This window comes from Candidatus Cloacimonadota bacterium (assembly GCA_020532355.1).
Taxonomy (GTDB): domain Bacteria; phylum Cloacimonadota; class Cloacimonadia; order Cloacimonadales; family Cloacimonadaceae; genus UBA5456.
The window spans coordinates 1-20,344 of the sequence record JAJBBD010000067.1 but is presented as its reverse complement, the minus strand read 5'-3'; the positions used below and the strand labels follow the sequence as shown (position 1 = coordinate 20,344).

General features: G+C 40.9%; 14 protein-coding genes and 1 tRNA gene. 10 read left to right on the top strand and 5 right to left on the bottom strand.

What is annotated here, in order from left to right; genetic code table 11:
• Positions 1–270: 270 nt before the first annotated feature.
• Positions 271–348 (bottom strand) — tRNA-Pro (locus LHW48_02225).
• A gap of 490 nt (positions 349–838) precedes the next feature.
• Between LHW48_02225 and LHW48_02220 the strand changes: the two genes are divergently transcribed.
• The 10 genes from LHW48_02220 (at position 839) to LHW48_02175 (ending at position 17,660) form a co-directional block, all read left to right on the top strand.
• On the top strand, positions 839–2,038 hold the full coding sequence (locus LHW48_02220; GenBank protein MCB5259278.1) for an acetyl-CoA C-acetyltransferase: 1,200 nt from the start codon (positions 839–841) through the stop codon (positions 2,036–2,038).
• A 1-nt stretch (position 2,039) separates the two neighbouring features.
• Positions 2,040–3,284, top strand: coding sequence for an aminotransferase class III-fold pyridoxal phosphate-dependent enzyme (locus tag LHW48_02215; GenBank protein ID MCB5259277.1), 1,245 nt, complete (start codon positions 2,040–2,042; stop codon positions 3,282–3,284).
• A gap of 12 nt (positions 3,285–3,296) precedes the next feature.
• Positions 3,297–4,889: a CTP synthase gene (locus LHW48_02210; GenBank protein MCB5259276.1), complete on the top strand. Its 1,593-nt coding sequence runs from the start codon at positions 3,297–3,299 to the stop codon at positions 4,887–4,889.
• On the top strand, positions 4,890–6,065 hold the full coding sequence (locus LHW48_02205) for an aspartate kinase (GenBank protein MCB5259275.1): 1,176 nt from the start codon (positions 4,890–4,892) through the stop codon (positions 6,063–6,065). It abuts the gene before it with no gap.
• Positions 6,062–8,071 carry a methionine--tRNA ligase gene (gene metG, locus LHW48_02200; protein ID MCB5259274.1) on the top strand — a complete coding sequence of 670 codons (2,010 nt, stop codon included), beginning with the start codon at positions 6,062–6,064 and terminating at the stop codon, positions 8,069–8,071. The genes LHW48_02205 and metG overlap by 4 nt, the downstream gene beginning before the upstream one ends.
• Complete coding sequence (locus tag LHW48_02195; protein ID MCB5259273.1) at positions 8,071–9,534, top strand: SpoIID/LytB domain-containing protein; 1,464 nt, start codon at positions 8,071–8,073, stop codon at positions 9,532–9,534. Before metG ends, LHW48_02195 begins: the two co-directional genes overlap by 1 nt.
• Positions 9,521–10,408: an Hsp33 family molecular chaperone HslO gene (gene hslO, locus LHW48_02190; GenBank protein ID MCB5259272.1), complete on the top strand. Its 888-nt coding sequence runs from the start codon at positions 9,521–9,523 to the stop codon at positions 10,406–10,408. Before LHW48_02195 ends, hslO begins: the two co-directional genes overlap by 14 nt.
• Positions 10,405–13,086: a CRTAC1 family protein gene (locus tag LHW48_02185; protein MCB5259271.1), complete on the top strand. Its 2,682-nt coding sequence runs from the start codon at positions 10,405–10,407 to the stop codon at positions 13,084–13,086. The genes hslO and LHW48_02185 overlap by 4 nt, the downstream gene beginning before the upstream one ends.
• Positions 13,083–14,291: an amidohydrolase family protein gene (locus tag LHW48_02180; GenBank protein ID MCB5259270.1), complete on the top strand. Its 1,209-nt coding sequence runs from the start codon at positions 13,083–13,085 to the stop codon at positions 14,289–14,291. The genes LHW48_02185 and LHW48_02180 overlap by 4 nt, the downstream gene beginning before the upstream one ends.
• Positions 14,292–14,639: 348 nt before the next feature.
• Positions 14,640–17,660, top strand: coding sequence for a T9SS type A sorting domain-containing protein (locus tag LHW48_02175; protein ID MCB5259269.1), 3,021 nt, complete (start codon positions 14,640–14,642; stop codon positions 17,658–17,660).
• A gap of 243 nt (positions 17,661–17,903) precedes the next feature.
• Here the strand turns inward: LHW48_02175 and LHW48_02170 are convergent, their stop codons facing one another.
• The 4 genes from LHW48_02170 to LHW48_02155 form a co-directional block, all read right to left on the bottom strand.
• Positions 17,904–18,704 carry an XdhC/CoxI family protein gene (locus LHW48_02170; protein ID MCB5259268.1) on the bottom strand — a complete coding sequence of 267 codons (801 nt, stop codon included), beginning with the start codon at positions 18,702–18,704 and terminating at the stop codon, positions 17,904–17,906.
• The gene (locus LHW48_02165; GenBank protein MCB5259267.1) at positions 18,691–19,500 is read right to left on the bottom strand and encodes an RNA methyltransferase; all 810 of its coding nucleotides are present in this window, start codon (positions 19,498–19,500) and stop codon (positions 18,691–18,693) included. Before LHW48_02165 ends, LHW48_02170 begins: the two co-directional genes overlap by 14 nt.
• Entirely contained in the window at positions 19,497–20,090 is a 594-nt protein-coding gene (locus tag LHW48_02160) for an HAD family hydrolase (protein MCB5259266.1), read from the bottom strand. Before LHW48_02160 ends, LHW48_02165 begins: the two co-directional genes overlap by 4 nt.
• On the bottom strand, positions 20,071–20,344 hold a 274-nt coding region (locus tag LHW48_02155; protein ID MCB5259265.1), incomplete at its 5' end, for an LPS-assembly protein LptD. The genes LHW48_02160 and LHW48_02155, both read right to left, overlap by 20 nt.

Genomic DNA, 20,344 nt, shown 5'->3' with positions numbered 1-20,344 from the left:
AGCAATATCCTAAAACACTGCTTTTTTGTAAAGCCATTTTTACGATTTTTTGACTAAAATTGCAATTTTAGAGGATATCTTTCAACCACCTGTTTCAATCATTTTAGCAATTTGAACATATCGATAAGTAGTCATGCCCTACCAATCTTATTTTTAGCTTGTTTAACCTGAATTATGCCAATACGCTTTATTAGGAAGCTTCTTTCCTATTTGGGTCTTACTGGCAAAAAAAAACCGCTGAACAGCAAAACTCAGCAGTTTAATATCTGATGGTCGGGATGACAGGATTTGAACCTGCGACCACTTGAACCCCATTCAAGTACGCTAGCCGGACTGCGCTACATCCCGACCGACTTTGTACCATTGATTTCAGACAGCTTTTTTTGGCAAGCAAAAAATTCTCTCTTAAGGCTAATTGTGCATCTCCTGTTAGTTTATTGAATTTATCCACCAGAAAGGCTTAGGCTTGTACTATGTACTTGAATAGATGAATGAGCTTGATGGTTTTTTTGCCACATTCGAACTTATTCTCAAACATTTCTTTATAAGTATCGTCTCCCAGTTCTATTCCTTAATACAAAAAGCTATTATTAGGCTTAGTTTACGTCACCACAATCCTGTATTTACAGGAGTATCTCGGCATGAACCCCAGTTAATTATAACTTAAAGCTTTAATGGTGAGTGCTCTGCCTTAATAGTGTACCAGCCCTAATTGTTGATAGAATAATCTTAGAATCATAATTCTTGGTGAGCTTTGAAATAACTTTGCCATTGACTAAAAATCAGCTTTTGTTTGAATGGAATGCAATGAAAAAAATATAAAACATCTGGAGGAAAGATGAGAAAAGCCGTAGTAGTATGCGCAAAACGTAGCGCAGTAGGAAACTTCGGTGGAGTATTTAAAGATATCTCTGCTGTTCAGCTTGGTGTTCATACCCTAAAAGCCATTATTGCCGAAACCGGGCTAAAGCCTGAACAGATCAATGAAGTAATAATAGGCAACGTCTGTGGCGCCGGTTATGGACAAAACATAGCCAGACAGATCAGCATCTATTCTGGAGTACCCGATTATGTGCCTGCATACACTGTAAATAAAGTATGTGGCAGTGGTATGAAAGCAATATCTTTGGCAGCCATGATGATTGAATCTGGCGAGGCGGATATTATAGTTGCGGGCGGAAGCGAAAACATGAGCCAGATTCCCTATATTCTTAAAGATGCCCGATGGGGAGCTCGCATGGGCGATAAAAACATGGTAGATTTGATGATACGCGATGGGTTATCTGACATATTCAATGATTATCACATGGGAATCACGGCTGAAAATCTGGCTGAAAAATTTGGTCTTTCTCGGCAAGAACAGGATGCGTTTTCTGCAGCTTCCCAAAACAAAACCGAGGCTGCCCAGAAGAGCGGAAAATTTACTGATGAGATTGTGCCCATCTCCATTCCACAACGCAAAGGAGATCCCATTATTGTAGATAAAGATGAAATGCCTCGGGCTGGAGTAACTGCAGAAAGCCTTGGCAAACTTCGTCCTGCATTCAAAAAGGATGGCACAGTAACTGCTGGCAGCAGTAGCGGAATTAATGACGGTGCTGCTCTGCTTTTAATGATGAGCGAGGAAAAAGCCAGTGAATTGGGACTTACTCCACTAGCATATTTTGTAAAGAGCGCATCTGCCGGGGTGGATCCCTCAATTATGGGTTATGGGCCCGTTCCCGCCATCAAGAAAGTATTGGCAAATAGCGGTTGGTCATTAGCCGATGTTGAGCTGGCTGAACTAAATGAAGCATTTGCCGCACAATCTCTTGCTGTATTAAAAGGATTAGAGCAAGAAGGAGTAGGAAAAATAAACCCGGATATTGTTAACGTTAATGGAGGCGCCATAGCCATGGGCCATCCCATTGGATGTAGCGGTGCTCGTATTATTGTAACTCTGCTTCACGAAATGAAACGCAGAAAGAATAAGAAAGGGCTTTCCGCCTTATGTATTGGCGGCGGAATGGGTATAGCAAGCTTATGGGAGATGAAATAAGATGGCAGATAAATTGAAGCTTGAAAAAAGCATGGCAATGTATGAGGAAGCACAAAAGCTAGTTCCCGGTGCAGTTGCCGGCATCCGCAGACCCTACAACTTTGTACAGGGTGAATATCCAATATATTTCGATCATGGCAAAGGTGGGCGCATAACCGATATCGATGGCAATGAATACATAGATTTCTTGTGCGCTTACGGCCCTATCATAATCGGCTACCGCGAAGAAGAAATTGACCATGCCGTCCAGGAACAAATAAATAACAAGGGGTTTTGCTTTTCACTTACTCAACCCCAACAAAATGAATTAGTACGTAAGCTTCAGGAAGTGATTCCATCCTGTGAAATGGCCGCGTTAGTAAAAACTGGAAGTGACGCAACTACCATAGCCATACGCGTAGCCCGTGCCTATACTGGTAAAACAAAAATTGCCCGCTGTGGGTATCATGGCTGGCACGATTGGTGCGTGGAAGTAAAGGGCGGAATTCCAGAAAAGTTTTATGAAGATACTCTGGAATTTCATTACAACGATCTGGACGGGCTAGAAACAATCCTTAAAGCCAACAGAGATGACATGGCAGCAATAATTGTTACACCGGTGGGACACCCCCTTGCCGCTCCGGTTCAGATGCCGAAACCGGGATACCTGGAGGGCGTGCGCGCATTAGCCGATAAGTATGGTGCCTTATTGATCTTTGATGAGATTCGAAGCGGATTTAGAGTTTCACTTGGAGGAGCACAGCAGTACTTTGGAGTAACTCCAGATCTCTCTACGTTTGGCAAGGCAATGGCAAATGGTTATGCCATAGCAGCTTTGGTAGGCAAACGCGAGCCGATGATGGTTTTGGCAGACAAGGTGTTTCTTTCTTCAACATTCTTCCCAAACACCGACAGTATAGTAGCAGCTCTTAAAACAATTGAGATTTTGCAGCGCGATAAGATCTTGGATATTATTAAAGAAAAAGGTGATCAGTTTGGCATTGATGTTCAAAAGGTAATAGATGAATCCGGGCTTCCGGTTGAGTTTTCTGGAGCCCCCTGGATGCCTTTTATAACATTCTCTAAAGATGAAACTGGTTTGTATAAAAAGCTTAGAACAGAATTCTATACCCAGCTTATCCGCCGCCGAGTATTTTTACAACCCTATCATCATGGATATATCTGCTACAGACACACTGATGAGGATATAGCTTATACGGTAAATGCTATCAGAGAATCTCTTAACGAACTGAAAAAGCTTGTCTAAGGGAGTAGAGCATTGGCTAAATACATCTTCGTAATGGGAGGAGTGCTATCTTCCTTAGGCAAAGGAATTGCCACAGCATCAATTGGATTGCTATTAAAATCTATGGGTTATAAGGTGGTTTTGCAAAAATTCGACCCCTATTTGAATGTGGACCCGGGAACGATGAGCCCGTTCCAGCACGGAGAGGTGTTTGTAACTGATGATGGAGCCGAGACAGATTTGGATTTGGGACATTATGAACGCTTTGTGGATGAAGCTCTAACATCTGCAAGCAGTTGTAGTGCCGGACAAATCTACGAAAGCGTAATAATGAATGAACGTAAGGGAGTGTATCTGGGCAAAACCGTTCAGGTAATCCCTCACGTAACAAATGAAATAAAAAGCCGGATAACCCGGTTATCCGAAGATAATGATATTGTTATTACCGAGATTGGAGGCACAGTGGGCGATATTGAAAGCTTGCCTTTTTTGGAAGCCGTGCGCCAACTGCGCCTTGATCTTGGCACTAGTAACACACTCAATATCTTGCTTACTTATGTACCCTACATAAAAACTGCAGGCGAGCTGAAAACTAAACCTTCTCAGCATAGTGCATATAAACTTAGAGAGATTGGTATTCAACCAGATATACTGCTGTGCAGAAGTGAAAGACCATTTGACACAGAGATCTATTCCAAAATCGCTCTATTTACCAACGTAGCCAAGGAAAACGTGATAAATGCCATAGATGTTAAGTGTGTGTATGAGATTCCACTAATCTATAAAGAAGCAAATCTACCGGCAATAATATGTCGACACTTCAATTTGGAAGCCTGCCAATCCGATCTAAGCCAGTGGAAACAATTCTTGGAAAACCGCTCTAATAGCGATGGTGAAGTATGTATTGCGGTTTGCGGTAAATACGTGAAACATCACGACGCCTATAAAAGCATAGTAGAATCCCTGCACCACGCTGCTGCCCACATTCGTAAGAAGTTGAGTATTAAGTGGGTAGATTCGGAGCAGAATTTTAAGCAGCAAGATTTGGATAAGGAACTAAGTGGAATGGATGGCTTACTGATTCCTGGAGGTTTTGGCATAAGAGGAATCGAAGGAAAAATCACTATCGCCCAATATGCCAGAACCAAAAACATACCAATCTTAGGAATCTGCTTGGGAATGCAGGTGATGGCAATTGAATTTGCCCGCAATATGTGCAATTTAGAGCAAGCAAACAGTACCGAATTTGACGAAACGACTCCTCATCCGGTGATTCACCTTATGGAAGACCAACGCTATATTGATCTTGTAGGCGGCTCTATGCGTTTAGGCGCATACACTTGTAAGATATCAAAGGAAAGTTTGGCATACATAGCATACAACAATTCTACAATCAGCGAAAGACACCGCCATCGCTATGAGTTTAACAACAACTTTCGCAATCAACTTGTTCGGGCCGGGTTACACCTTAGCGGAGTATCTCAAAATGACCTTCTGGTAGAAATTATTGAATACCCTCCAAACCGTTTTTACCTTGGGGTACAATTCCATCCTGAATTTAAATCGCGTCCAAATCGACCTCACCCGCTTTTCGTAGAACTGCTAAAAGCATCGGCAAAAATGTAAATGGCTATTATAGTAAAGAAATTTGGCGGTACTTCAGTAGGAAGCGTAGAGCTAATCCGTTCTATAGCCAAAAAGTTGGCGAAAGCATACCGTCATGGTGATCAACTGGTATTAGTAGTATCTGCTATGGCAAAAACCACAGATAACCTGTTTAGCCTGGCTTATGAGATCACAAAGCATCCCTCACGTAGAGAAATGGATATGTTGCTAACTGCCGGAGAGCGCATCTCTATGTCGCTATTATCATTATCTCTTTTGGAAGAGGGGATATCCTCAATATCTTTTACGGGATCTCAGAGCGGTATTATTACGGATGATCATCACGGAAACGCCAAGATATTGAAAGTAAATGCCTTTCGCATTCATGAAGAATTGGCTAAAGAGAAGATCGTGATTGTTGCCGGGTTTCAGGGCGTTAGCATTAATAAAGAGATCACTACTTTAGGACGCGGAGGTTCGGATACTTCTGCTGTTGCTTTGGCTTGTTATCTGGGCGCGGATAAGTGTGAAATATACACAGACGTAGAGGGCGTCTACTCCGCAGATCCAAGAATTGTGCCGCATGCCCACTTCATATCGGAAATTGGCTATTTGGATATGTTGGCACTAAGTTATAATGGGTCTAAGGTATTGCATCCGCGGGCAGTTGAGTTTGCCTGTAGATATAAGGTGCCTGTAGAAATAAAATCTTCATTCACTTTCGAATCTGGAACATTGATACAACAGGATGAAAGTATAAAGGAAACCATGATGGAAGAACGTCAAGTAAATGCCATAGCTCATAAAGAAAGTATTTTACGCTATTGTATTGAACCAGATACCACTGCTCTACTTTTATTGGATAAATGGCATCATGAGATTTATAAAATCAACATGCTACAAAAAGCTTTGGAACTATATGTAGAAGAAAAGTACGAATCCGAAATAGATTTTATGCTGGAAGAATCCAAAATTAAAGTAATAAGTAAAGATCATTGTATTGGTTTTGTATCACTTATAGGAATGGGACTTGCCGCCGATCCTGCCTTTATGGCAAAGGTGCTAAGATTGTGCAGCGAATCTCATATTGAACGAATATCTCATAGCGAACGCAGCCTGGAATTGATGATGCCTTCTGCCTTGGTTTGTAAAACAGTTTCGATTCTTCATCAAGAATTCTTTGGAGACAATAAATGAAATATATAGTCACCAGCGCTCTTCCCTACGCCAACGGCAAACTGCATGTTGGACATGTAGCAGGCGCATATCTTCCCGCAGATATTTTTGTGCGTTATCTACGCTTACAAAATCAGGATGTAATCTATATTTGCGGCACGGACGAACACGGTACGCCGATATCTATTTCTGCCGATAAAGAGGGTGTACAGCCTATTGATGTAGTAAATCGTTACCATGCGTCTATCAAAGAAGCCTTTGATGGAATCGGAATTGAATTTGATAACTTTTCCGGTACCGCCAGAGAAGAACATCATATTCTTTCGCAGGAGTTTTTTACTGCGCTTTATAATAATGGACACATCCAACCAAAAAGCACCTTACAATTCTATTGCGAACACGATAAACGCTATTTGCCAGATCGCTATGTTGAAGGTATTTGCCCCAAATGCGGTGCCGAAGGTGCACGTGGAGATCAATGCGATAAATGCGGTAATACCTACGAAACTACTTCTCTAAAACAACCACGCTGTAAGATATGTGGAAACAAGCCCATTATAAAAGAGACAAAACACTGGTTTTTGCATCTGGCTCGTTTTACCGAACAGCTACAAGCATGGATTGAAACCAAATCATATTGGAAAGAAAATGTCCGTAATTTTATGCTTAACTTACTGGAACAAGGTTTAATAGAGCGTTCTATTACCCGTGACCTCAGTTGGGGAGTACCGGTTCCTTTGCCAGAAGCAGATGGCAAAGTGCTTTATGTTTGGTTCGATGCTCCCATCGGCTATATCTCTTCCACAATCGAGTGGGCAAAAAGGATGGGAAACCCGGAACTCTGGAAAGATTATTGGCTGGATCCTCAAACTCAATTAATCCACTTTATCGGTAAGGATAACATTATTTTCCATGCACTAATTTGGCCAGCCATGCTAATGGGGCAAAACACCAAGTATTGCCTCCCCCATGATATACCTGCCAACGAGTTTATGAATCTGGAAGGGCAAAAAATATCTACAAGTCGTAATTGGGCAATTTGGGTAGATGAATTTGTGCGAAGTTTCGATGGAGAGTATCTGCGTTACTACTTGGCTGTTAATGCGCCTGAACGACAAGATGCAGACTTTAGTTTCAAAGATTTTCAGCAAAGAATCAACGGTGAATTAAACAATGTTCTGGGTAATCTCGCTAATAGGGTTTTCACTTTTGCCAATAAACATTTTGGTGGGATGATAAACAAAACCAATTTAGATGAAGATGCTCAGAATATATTAAACTTGGCAGATCTTAGTTTAGCAGAAATCTCCACATCTTATAGTGAGTATCAAGTAAAACGTAATACTAAAAGTATTTTGGATATTGCTCGTATGGGGAATAGATTCTTTGATGAACGAAAACCTTGGGCAGTAATCAAAGAGAATAAAGAATTAGTGCAGCAAACCCTTTGGGTCTGCGCCTTTCTGCTACATAAGATAAGTGTTGCCCTCTACCCCGTCTTACCCAAACATATGCTTAAACTACGAAACATGATGAGTTTGCCAAATGTTTTTGATTGGAACGACGCTTACGCTACTTATAATTACACGCTAGTTGATGTTTCGCCTCTCTTTGTTAAAATTGAGGACGCAGCAATAGAGAAAGAGCTAAATAAATTACACAATATGGCTGCAGTTGAACCCCTAAATGGATTTGAAGCAATTAAACCCGAAATCACATACGATCAGTTTTCTGCCATGGACTTACGTTTGGTAAAAGTTCTTGAGGCAGAAGCCATACCCAAAACTGATAAGCTGTTGAAACTTAAGGTAGATTTAGGATTTGAAACCAGAGAGCTTGTTGCCGGAATTGCACAATCTTACAATCCTGAAAGCATAAAGGGTAAAACCGTAGTTATGCTGGTGAATTTACAAGCACGCAAGATAAGGGGTATTCTATCCAACGGAATGATTCTTGCCGCTCACGATGCAAGCGGCTTGCATGTGATCCATCCCGATGGAGGATCTCCAGGTTCTGTAGTACAATAATGCGCAAGATACTAATCCTGTTGTCTATTAGCATCAACATGCTTTTTGGAGCAGAAATACGTGATGGTACGTTATTTTTGGAGATTAACCTTGCCTCTGCAGCAGAACTACGTATAGAGGGAAGCAGTTTCTTTCTTACCGAAAATAATGAATTGTTTAAACAGGATTGTTCTGGAGAAGTAACCTGTAAGGTGGTCTCCCAAAGTACAGAGAATCAATTTGGCATTATTTCACGCATTGATTCATGCTCAGGATATGATGAATCTGAAGCAATAATTAACAGCCATTTTATTTGGAAGAATGGCCAGCTTGCTCTTAAACATGAATATTGGTTCTTTCTGCCCCATAGCTTTCAGGATCTTGCTCAGGCTCAAGCATACGCCACAGCCATTGATTATCCTTTCAGCAGCATTCAATCTATCCCTGTTGTCAATTCTACTTTGCAGATTATTCAGCAAGATGGAGAAATAAGCTTTTTTGAGAGTCCGCTAAAAATCTACTCGGATGAAGGGTTATGGATAAACGGACTCCCTTATGAAGGAGAATTTATCCTAAAGGTAAGAAATGGCAAACTGGTTCTTAATCACTTATTGCCCATTGAGGAATACATTGCTGGCGTAATTCCTAATGAGATTGGGAACTATAGCCCCCTTGAGGCACTTAAAGCCCAAGCCGTAGCTGCACGTAGTCACGCAATTAGTTTATTGCTAAATAATCGCCACTCAAAAGATGGCTATGATCTTTGTAATACTACGCACTGTCAAGTCTACAAAGGGAAACACTTGCGCAATGAGCTCATTGAAGAAGCTGTAATGCAAAGTGCTGGTGAGATAATGGTTATAAACGGTAAAGTTGCAGATGCCACCTACCATAGCTGTTGTGGAGGCAAAACAGATTCTTCACAGGCTATTTGGAATGGCGCATACATTGAACATTTAAGCGGCTCAATCTGCATAGCCGAAGCAGAATCATATAGCCTGGAAACAGAAAAAGGGGTAACGAGCTGGTTGAACCGGAAAGTTGATACAACCGGAATGAGCTCGTGGGAAAAGAAGACTTTGAACTGGAATCGTAGCATTTCCAAAGCAGATGTTGCCAATAAATTAGGCCTAAAATACATTCGCTCTTTTGAAGTGTTAGAACGTGGCATCTCTGGTAGAGTAACAAAACTTCGTATTGTAGGAGACCACAATGTCACTCTGGATAGCGAATATAAAATACGTCAGACATTTGGTATGTTACCTTCATCATTATTCGTATTTATAGGGTCATCAGGTAAAAGTGTGTTCCAACCAGCAAAAACGATAAACATCCAAGGTAGGGGGTCTGGGCATGGTGTTGGCATGTGTCAGGTAGGAGCACTACGCAAAGCTCGAAATGGATCAGATTACTTAAGCATTTTACAAGCTTACTACCCCAATACCGAAATATCTACGCAATGGATAGATAATGAAGGACCATAAAAGCCGCTTACTACGAGGCAACATTGCAGATAATCAATTCCGCTTATTCGTTGCAGATACTACAGATATTGTACAAAAAGCTCGTGATATACACGATCTGTTTCCCTTACCAACAATCTTCCTGGGCAGACTCATTACTGCTGCTGCGTTGATGAGCTCCGAGTTAAAAGCTCCTCATTCTGAAATTACTCTGCGTATTGATGCAGAAGGAGCATTAAAAGGCGCAATAGTGATTGTAAATAAAGAGGGAGATATAAGGGCATTTCCATACGAGCCTAAACTGATGTTTGCCGTAGCACAAGATAACTTTTTGGTCGGGAAGCATTTAGGAAAGGGGTCTTTAAGCGTTATCCGTAAATCCGTGAATAAAGCCCCTTATACCGGAACAGTACAACTTATAGATGCAGAAATAGCAAGCGATGTGGCAGCTTACTATGAACAAAGTGAACAAAGCCCTTCAGCGGTCAACTTGGGCGTTTTAATAGATCCTTCTGCCAAGATACGAGCTGCCGGAGGGTTTATCATTCAACAACTTCCTAATGCAGATTTAGCTATAGTCTCTGCACTTAACCAAAATCTGGAACAAACACCAAATATCTCTGATCTCATGGATATGGGCTTGAGTATTGAAGATATTCTGCATAGATTTGTGTTGAAAAACATATCCTTCCAGATAAGCCAGGAGAGTTCATTGCGCTATCATTGCAACTGTAGCAAAAAGAGTTTTGCCAAAGCGTTGATTTTGCTTGGGAAAAAAGAATTAGAAAATATGAGAGAAGGTATAAACCCTGTATGTCATTACTGCAATCGTAACTATCAATTCAGTAGTGAGGACATTAACAATCTCATCAGAACCATAAGTGAGCAAAAATGAAAACACTAAAATATACTATCATTGTTATCTTGCTATCCCTTAGCTCATTAATCGCTTCGGTAACAGCAGACGATCTACGCTTTCTATTGGATAAGGAGCAATTCGATATTATCTATAAGTACCAAGATGAGTTTATGAAGTTAAAGAATTCCTCACTCCTGGAAGATCGTCAATGCCTTTTAGAATTTGCTCAACGCACAAATCAAATGACTCTCGCATCCGAATTACACTTTCTCTTGGCAAGAGACTTCGGTTCGATGGAAGATGCCTTACAATGGTTAATTTTGCAAAGTGCAGATCCAGATACCAGCTCAATATTGATACGTGGCAATATATTAAAGAGCAGCTTTACTTCCATTGCCGATTCTTTGGTATTTGCCCATTACTTAGCTGGTGGGGAAAATGATGATATCCTCAGAACAATTCAAAATCTACCAGAGTATAATGGAATCATTGAAGCCACTGCCAAGAGCGTTTTGGATGAGATTTCCACTCAAAATAGCAGCTATGATGCTTTAGAACTAATAAAATCGTTCAATGAAAGCTATCCAAATTCTATTTGGCATCAAGCTGCCTACTATTACGAATTGTATCATTTAGCCAAAATCAAGGATTTCAGTGCTCTACTCAATTGCATCGAAGAAAACAGCTTTCGTAGTGCCTCCCATTCCTATATTAGCAGCTTGTATATTCTTGGCCCCAGCTTTCGCAAAGAACTGGCAGAGTTAAAACCAAATCTTATGCTAATTAACTTTGCAAAAGAGTGCTTGGCAAATGCCAGCAAAAGTACCAATGCGAAGATATTATTCGATTCTTACGAAGGTGATGATTGGCAAAACAGAGTTATGCTGCAAATGGCTAAAGCAGATTATTACCGACAGATTAATGTTTGGGGTAAGTATGGCAATGAAGATGAGCTTATTTGCCTTTTTATTAAGCCCAACAAATTGCAACAAAGAGAGATAACCAAACTCCAGAACATCTCTTTTACCAATAATGACCGGGGAGAGATTGCTGAATTGCACTTCTGGAGGGGCAGGTACTTAGCACTATTCAGCAAAAAGAAATACCAGGAAAGTGCCATCAAATCTTTTGGATACTGCCTAACACACGGAGCCCCCCGAAAACAATATGACAATGAAGCTTATGATGCTATTGCCAGTATTCTTGAAAGGCTAAAAATAGACTCAGATCCGCTCAACTATCTACGAAATATCTTTGCATACAATGGAATCATCTTTGAAGATACACATGCTATGGATGGCAAACGCTACACGCGAGTTGCCTTAGCAGATTACAATAACGATGGAAAAATTGATATCTTATTTAATGGTAAATATATCTACAAAAACTTGGGCGATTTTTCTTTTCAACCCCATCCAGATAGCTGTTTGGTACAGAACTTAAACAGCACTGGCGGTATTTGGGCAGATTTTAATAAAGATGGATACTTAGATTTTGTAAGCATCTCTCACGCTAGTGATGGACACGGAGACGCTCTGATGAAGCAAAATCCCGATCATAGTTTTGTGAAAGTAAATGCCAAAGCCGGAGATGTTGATGACAAAATGCCCACGGAGGGTGTCGCTTTTGTAGATATTAACATAACCGGATATCCCTCTTTGTATATGGCAAACTACGAAACATGGCAAAGCCGCAACGGATACCCGGATTTCTTCTTTTATAACGATCAAGGTTTCTTTGTCGATAGGAGCAAGCAATTGGGGTTCCTTGCTCAAAGTTTTGCCGACAATCCTGGATTGGCTGGCAGAGGTGTTGCTCCCGCAGATTTTGATAATGATGGCAAGCAGGATATTTTTGTTACAAACTACCGTCTTAATCGCAATTTCCTTTTCACCCATGTGGATAGTGTGTTTAAGGATCTAGCAGCACTGCATTCTGTTGCCGGTAAGTACAAAAATGCCTATTACGGTCACAGTATTGGGGCAGATTGGGGAGATTTTGATAACGATGGAGATCTGGATTTAATTATCGCCAATCTGGCACATCCCAGATTCATAGACATTTCGGATAAAACGATGCTGCTTAGAAATGATGGCATGAGTTATAGAGTTGTTGTCGAAGATACTCTATACTACTGGCAATTTACCGATATTACTCAAGAAAGTGGAATCAAATATGATGAGTTACATGCTGAACCACTCTTTTTTGATGCAGATAACGATGGATTTTTAGATATATTCATTACTTCCGTTTACGAAAATGATCGTAGCTATCTCTACAAAAATAATGGCGATGGAAGCTTTACAGATATTACATATTTGAGTGGGGCTAGAATCTATAATGGATGGTCTTGTGCTGCGGCCGATCTTAACAGAGACGGTTTACTTGATTTGGTGATAGGTAGCGGCAACGGAACCAAGATTCTTAGTAACGCAAGCTCTACCTCCAATAAGTCATTAATTATAAAACCTATATACGGAAAAGATGGCATACATCTTATTGAAGACGTCCATAATCCAGTATTGCATCCAAACAGCCCTGCCTTTGGTACTCGCGTACGAGTATTAATCCAAGATGCTATGGGCAAAGAATATTGCCTTGTTCGAGAATTAAGCTCTGCTAAGGGCAGCAGTACTCAAAATGCACCTGAATTACATTTTGGATTAGGAACCAAGCACTTAATACGTTATGATATTTGGAGAGCTAAACCATGAGAAACATACGCACCAATTTATTCAATCCCATATCCAGCACTCGCACAGATTTCCTCTTTGATCATGTTATTTCCATTGCAGATGGAAGTATCCAATCTGTCCGTCCATTTACAGAGCATGAAGGTGCATGGGAAGATAAGCGAAATTGCATTTGCATCCCGGGGATGATAGATTTACATGTTCATCTTTCGCAATACCGCATTCGGGGAATGTACCATCCCGCCTTGTTGCCCTGGTTGAACAAAAGTGTTTTCCCAGAGGAAGCAAAATCTCAAAACCCCTATTATGCTACAGATCTTAGTCGAGATTTTTTTAAAGCTCTATTGCGAGTAGGTACTACGTATTCCCTTATTTATACTGCACCTTTCCGGGAAGCTGCTGATGCTGCTTTTGAAGTAGCAAAAGAGATGGGTATTAAAGCTAGAATCGGAATGACATTAATGGATATGAATTCACCAAAGGAATTGCAACATACTACCGATTATGCCCTAAAACACAGTATCGAATTACATGAACTATGGCAAGATCCATTCTTAGCTTATATCTTTACACCTCGTTTCGCACCAACCTGTAGCGCCGAATTGATGCGTCAAATTGGTATCTATGCCAAAGATAACGACGCATTTATCCAAACTCATTTATCTGAAAACAAAGATGAAATTGACTGGGTAAAAGAAATCTTTAAAAAAGAGTCCTATTCCGCTGTTTATGATGAATTTGGTATCTTGGGTGAGCGTACAATCTTTGGCCATGCCATCCATTTGAGCGAGACTGAACTTAAGCTTTTGAAACAGAGTAACAGTGCCATAGCGCATTGTCCCGATTCAAATTTCTACTTGAAGAGTGGCGAATATCCCCTAAAAAGAATAAGTGATATTGGTATACCCTTTGGTTTGGGCAGTGATGTAGGAGCCGGTACCAGTTTGAATATGCTATATCATGCCAAACAAATGAACTTTCGCCAAAGCACTTATCCTGTGCTGCCGGCAGAAATGCTGTACCGGATAACTCTCGGCAATGCAAAAATCGTAGGGTTAGAAAGTAGAATTGGCTCTCTTGAGGTGGGAAAAGAAGCAGACCTTGTATTCTTCCAAGTTCCACAAGGACTAGAAATTGGCAAACATATTTTAGGTCAGCTTTGTTTTTCCTCCGCATCTTTCCCCATCAACAAAGTAATGGTTTCCGGAACAGAAATGCCTATTTAGCAAATATTGGTAAATATTATAAATGAATAGGATTCACGCCCTCAGCACCAAATGCATTATGCTATTCTTAAGGTTGCTTGGCCCCAAGATAATGCTGTAGTTGAAGCAGAATCTCAGCTTGAAGTATGGGTAATAATAACTTAATCAATTGAGAAAGATTCAGTTAAGCCTGTGCAAATCTGAGCAATAAGGGTTATTTTTACCAGCATCTTAAGTATATTTATAATGCCGTTAAAGCTATAATTGGAATCCTTTTTGCATCTATATAAACTATATTGTTATGTCTACTTTAAGTAGAGGGGAACAGGTTTAAATAAAAAATTGTTATTTATTATCAAGGAGATACTTGTGAAACAGATTACGCTTATCATCTTACTGCTTGGCGCAATAGCCCTTCTTCCGGCAGCACTGTTGTGGGAAGAAGTAGTGCCAATCCGCCAAGGGGTAAATATCGAGTGGTTCCGAACCGGCACGGCTACAGCCGATGGCGGAGCTATATACGTGTGGAGCGATACCAAACTTGGTGAACGAGATTTATGGGCACAGAAAGTGGATGCCTCAGGAAACTTGCTTTGGAATGAGCCAGTTTTAATAGATGGCAAGCCTGATCGCCAAGAAGACCCAGTTATTACCCAAACTACAGATGGCAATTACATAATCGCTTGGATTGATTTTTATGACGATTTGGACGGAAATGTATATGCTCAGAAGATAAACGACATGGGGCAATTATTGTGGCAGGAAGGTGGCAAACCCGTCTGTACATATCCCGGTATTCAGGTTGGGTTAAATATGGAAAATGATCCAAACGGTGGCGCATTAATTATATGGGGCGATAGCCGTAATCCCAGTAAAGATCTTTATGCACAAAGAATTTCTTCCACTGGTGATCCGCTCTGGACAACTAATGGCATTGCCGTTGCCAATGGTAGTGGTGACGAGATTCAAAACACAATGCTTCCTGATGGACAGGGTGGAATGATGCTGGCATATACACATACTTTTGTTGGCGATTCCGATATTTATGCCAAACACTTTGATGGTGACGGCAATATGACCTGGAACGAACCCTTAAGTCTCGCCGTTACTACCGGCAACCAAATGGGAGTGCGGATGGCTGCCATAGGAAATCAGGAATTCATGTTTACTTGGACAGATCAACGTAATAACGATCCGGATATCTATGCTCAAAAAGTTAATATAGCCGGCGAAATGCTTTGGAGTGACCCCTTTTATGTATTTTCAGATCAGGATATATCTTTGCCTAAACCTCAACAGAATCCCCGTATTCAAGCTACTTCCGATGGAGCAGCTGTAATAGTATGGGAAGAGAGTCTGGAATCCGATCTCTTTGCCCAAAAGATTTCTGCTACAGGCGATAAGTTGTGGGGAGAAAGTGGTATAGCTCTTTGCACTGCTGAATTTTCCCAGAATGGACAACGTATGGATTCTGATGGGAACGGAGGAGTGTATGTGGTTTGGGATGACTTACGCAATGGAAATGATCCTAACTTCGATATCTATGCCCAACATCTCTCGTCAACCGGAGAAGCACTTTGGGATGAGGGTGGAAAAGCAATTTGCACTCAACCCAACGCTCAAAACGGTGGCTTGATAAAGTTGGCGGGCAATAATGTCTATGTAAATTGGATGGATCAACGTAACGGAAGTATTGGATTGTATTATCAAGTGCTAGATACTACTGGAAATACTCTGCTGGCTAACGACGGGTTAAGAATATTTTGGGGACTTAGCGGAGATACTACAAAGGGAGAATATAGAATTCTTCCCCGTAGTAATGATAGTATCGTGATCTGGCAAGACACTCGTTTTGCTAATGAAGGATATCGCATTTTCTTCCAGTTTCTAACTGCCGATGGACAAACATTATTAGAAACTAATGGTAGAACACTTACTGAAGATGGATTGGGACATCAATACGACGTTCACGCTGTTGTTACTGAAGATGACCATGTTGCCGTAGTGTGGAGAGATGAGCGAAGTGGAGAGTCACAAGTTTTTGCCCAATTGATCTCTCCAGCCGGAGAAAGATTGTGGGATGCCAATGGTCTGCCGCTTACTGAAAGCGAACCTCTTAGCCAACTCAACCCCAGAATAAGCATGTACAACAACTCGTTCTACGTTGGGTGGTCAGAATGGGAGTATGAAATGATGAATATGGCGTTCCGATATCATGTTTTTGGCCAAAGACTCGATATGAATGGTCAAAGGCTTTGGGGTCCAGATGGAAAAATGATATCAGTTTTGATCGGCTCAAACAGGAATATTGAAACTAAACTTACAGATATCATTGATGACGTGTATATCTGGCATAGATTCAATCCAAGCACAGATCGTCAAACCGTATGGGCAAAGCGAGTGGATGCAAACGGTGATGCCTATACCGGGTGGACTGCCGAAGGAATGCAAGTGAATACCTACACAGGAATGGAAGCACAACTATCTCCGGTATCCGCTAAAACACCAGATGGAATCTATGTAACTTGGCGAGATATGAGAAATGGTCCCATGCAATTCTATGCTCAGCTTGTATCTTGGGATGGTGAGTATTTGTGGGCTCCTGAAGGAATCAAGATAAGTGATTCAGAAAATGAACAAGAGTTTGCAAATATCGCCGTGGCACACAATGGAATTACGACACTTTGGTGTGAAAGCATCAATGGCATGCACGATATTTTAGGACAGAAATTCGCTTTTGATGGAACAAAACTTTGGGGCGAATCTGGATTTTTTGTAGTTCAAAAAGACTCCACCCAAACAAATCCTTATGTTATCGGTTTCGATGGGGCAGGAATGGCAGTTGCATGGACTGAGTTCTTCACCGAAGATAGCGATATCTATTACAATTATTTAAATGCCAACGGAGATAATGTTTTGGGCAATTATGGATCCGTCCTCACAGATGCTGGCAAATCTCAATATGAGCCCGTTGGAATGGAACTTAACGATAATGCCTATTTCATTTGGGCAGATGGTCGCAGCAGCGGTAAAACTGAAATCTTAGGTTTGTATGCAATGAAGGTAAATAACCAATCTGTATCCAATAACGATCCAGTTGTACCGCAAGCGTTTAGACCTACACTAAGGCAAAACTACCCCAATCCCTTCAATCCCAATACTTCTTTTGCGCTTGATATGCCTGAATCAGGCAAAATAATCCTGAATATCTATAACGCCAAGGGACAGTTGGTTAAAACATTGTTTGATGGCTCTCTTCCCAGAGGTGAGCACAGCTTCGATTGGGATGGTAAAGACCATAATGGAAACTCTGTAGCAAGTGGGATGTACTTCTATACTGCCCAAAATGACAAAGGCACTCAAAGCCGGAAAATGATGTTAATGAAATAATTAGCGTATCTGATATAATAAACCCCGAGCTTTGTTTCGGGGTTTTTTTCATCAACAATGTAAAAGAAACTCGCTTTCACATTGCGAGGGTATTTGTCGTTCATACCTGGCGGATAGGACAGTTGTGATCTGCGAGTACGCCTCATGAGCCAAGCTAAGGTACTCCTCAGGAAACCTGGAAGTGCTGATAATAAAGTTTGGAAGGTAAACGCTCTTATTTGCACACTAAAGATAAATCTGAGTCTATAAACCCGTCTTGTGCTCGTTTCTCTTAATGCTTATAAGTTCTGCCATTATACTTACGGCAATTTCATAAGGGCTTTGGCTTCCTATCGAAAGTCCAATGGGGGCATGTATTCGAGTAATATCTTCAGCAGTGTAGCCTTGATCCATCAAAGAATCAAATGTTTGTTTTACCTTGCTTTTACTTCCGATCATACCCAGATATAGGGTTTCTTTTTCTATACACTGTTGCAATACCTCCTGATCGTGAACATGACCATGCGTCATGATAACTACCCAAGTATAAGAGCCAAATCCTATAACCGATGTTATATCTTCATAATTGCTGTATTCGGCTTCATCAAAACAATCTTTTGGAGCACTTTTTAGAATATCTTCTCTATTATCTATCAGCTTAACCCAGAAGCCACACAGCCTTGCTAAATGCCCCAATGCCTTACCACAATGACCTGCGCCAATAATGTAAAGATTGTTTGAGTTAAATAAAGGTTCAATAAATACAGTTACACTCCCACCACAGATCATGGCTGTGGATGTTGCATACATAAGGTTTGCTTGTCCTAAATCGAAAGTCATCTGTTCTGCAGTTGAGGGTTTATGGCTACCGATGTATTCAATTATGCTATGTTCCATCTCTCCCCCACCCAGATTTCCCAGAATGAGTCCATCGGTAGAGATCAACATTTTCATGCCCGCTTTTGCCGGTGAAGAACCATCTGTATGCACAATGGTTACTTGCCATAGAGGTTTATTTAGAGAATTGTATTCCAACAACTTAGTATAATAATCAAAGGTCTGCATTCCTTCCTCCAAAAAGTATCTGGTATATAGCCACAGATGCAGCCACACTAACATTTAGTGAGTTCTTCCAACCCAAAACTGGTAAATGTATTATCTCATCGCACTCTTTCAGAATGGCTGGTTCTACTCCTAATGCCTCATTGCCCACTATCATTGCCAATGGAAATGAAGCCTGAAATTCAAAAACGGAGGTAGATGGCTGAGCTGTTTCCAGTGCGTAGATACGATAGCCTTTTACTTTTAAACTGTCAATAGCAGTTTTAGTTTGTTCTTGTTTACTCCACTTTACCTTATCGGTCGTGCCCAAAGCAGTCTTATTCATATTAGGATGTAAAGGAGTGGGACTAATGCCGCACAGCACTAATTCTCCCAAGCTAAGACATTCGCAAAGACGGAAAAGAGAGCCTACATTAAACACACTGCGCAGATTGTCTGCCACTACAGTGATCCTTTGTGCTTGTTTTATCTTCTGCTCATCTGGTTGCACCGATCCATCCCCCACTCTCAAAATAATGCTGCCATCCTTTACCAATGAATCATTATGGTACAGTGCAAGGGCTCTTAACAACCGGTGCGGATCATCAGGAAGCGAGTTGAGAAGTTTATGCATCCTGCGAGGCAGCGGTTTATGCACAAAGGGAAGCAAAGTATCAATCTGAGAAACAATATCTTGTCTGTAGGCAGTATTTGCAATGTTCTTTTCCAATTCTTGCAGCATCTTAGCAAATGCTTTTAGTTGTGCATCAAAGCTGAAGTTTATGAATTTGCTTTTACTGTATTGAGCAAGGAATTTCACGGATAATACTGTTTAATCAATTCGGCTGCCGTTAGGATGTTTTCGCAGATGAAGGTAGGTTTCAACAAGCTACAATCTGTCAGCATTGAACCAAATTCATCAGCCCCATTACCACTAAGCAAGAGTATGCTTTTCATGCCAGCATTATGAGCAAAACCTATGTCTGAAGCTCTGTCACCAATCATAAACGATTGCGAAGGATCAAAGTGAAACTCTCGCTTTGCCCGCTTGAACATCCCAATGCCGGGCTTTCGATCTTCATGATGTATGTTAAACGGTTTAACAATACCTTCCCTATGGTAGGGCGAAAAATATACGCCATTAGGCTTTACGCCAGATTGAGCAAGCAGCTCCAGCATTTTCTTATGCACTTGTGCCAGTTGTTCCAAATCTAAATAACCTCGTGCTATTCCACTTTGGTTTGTAACAATGAATATCAAGAACCCCATTTCTTGCAGTAATCTTAAGGCTGCCGGAGTCTCCGGATAGAGATGATAGATTTCGGGATCCTTGATATATCCAAATTTATCGGGACTAATAGTGCCATCTCTATCTAAGAAAACTGCGCGTTTAATTTCTTTTACTATCACGAGTTTGAAACCTCAGCGCATCTGGGAATTTAGTATTAAAGAAGATGATACGATAATCCCAATATTCATTACGCTTGGTAAAAGATATATCTAGTTTCCAGCAATGCAAATCTCGTATTATTTTAATACTTTGTGAGATCAATTCCTTATTCTTGATATCGTAATAATTAGAATAGGTTAAGCTGTAATTTTTAGTAAGATTAAAGCCTGCGCTCAAGCGTAGATTTTGCCCAGAGCTCTTAAACAGATTCTTT

Bases quoted from the DNA above. Each gene is read 5' to 3' on its own strand.
- LHW48_02220 (MCB5259278.1), top strand. From the start codon at position 839: ATGAGAAAAGCCGTAGTAGTATGCGCAAAACGTAGCGCAGTAGGAAAC.
- LHW48_02215 (MCB5259277.1), top strand. From the start codon at position 2,040: ATGGCAGATAAATTGAAGCTTGAAAAAAGCATGGCAATGTATGAGGAA.
- LHW48_02205 (MCB5259275.1), top strand. From the start codon at position 4,890: ATGGCTATTATAGTAAAGAAATTTGGCGGTACTTCAGTAGGAAGCGTA.
- metG (MCB5259274.1), top strand. From the start codon at position 6,062: ATGAAATATATAGTCACCAGCGCTCTTCCCTACGCCAACGGCAAACTG.
- LHW48_02195 (MCB5259273.1), top strand. From the start codon at position 8,071: ATGCGCAAGATACTAATCCTGTTGTCTATTAGCATCAACATGCTTTTT.
- hslO (MCB5259272.1), top strand. From the start codon at position 9,521: ATGAAGGACCATAAAAGCCGCTTACTACGAGGCAACATTGCAGATAAT.
- LHW48_02185 (MCB5259271.1), top strand. From the start codon at position 10,405: ATGAAAACACTAAAATATACTATCATTGTTATCTTGCTATCCCTTAGC.
- LHW48_02180 (MCB5259270.1), top strand. From the start codon at position 13,083: ATGAGAAACATACGCACCAATTTATTCAATCCCATATCCAGCACTCGC.
- LHW48_02170 (MCB5259268.1), bottom strand. From the start codon at position 18,704: ATGCAGACCTTTGATTATTATACTAAGTTGTTGGAATACAATTCTCTA.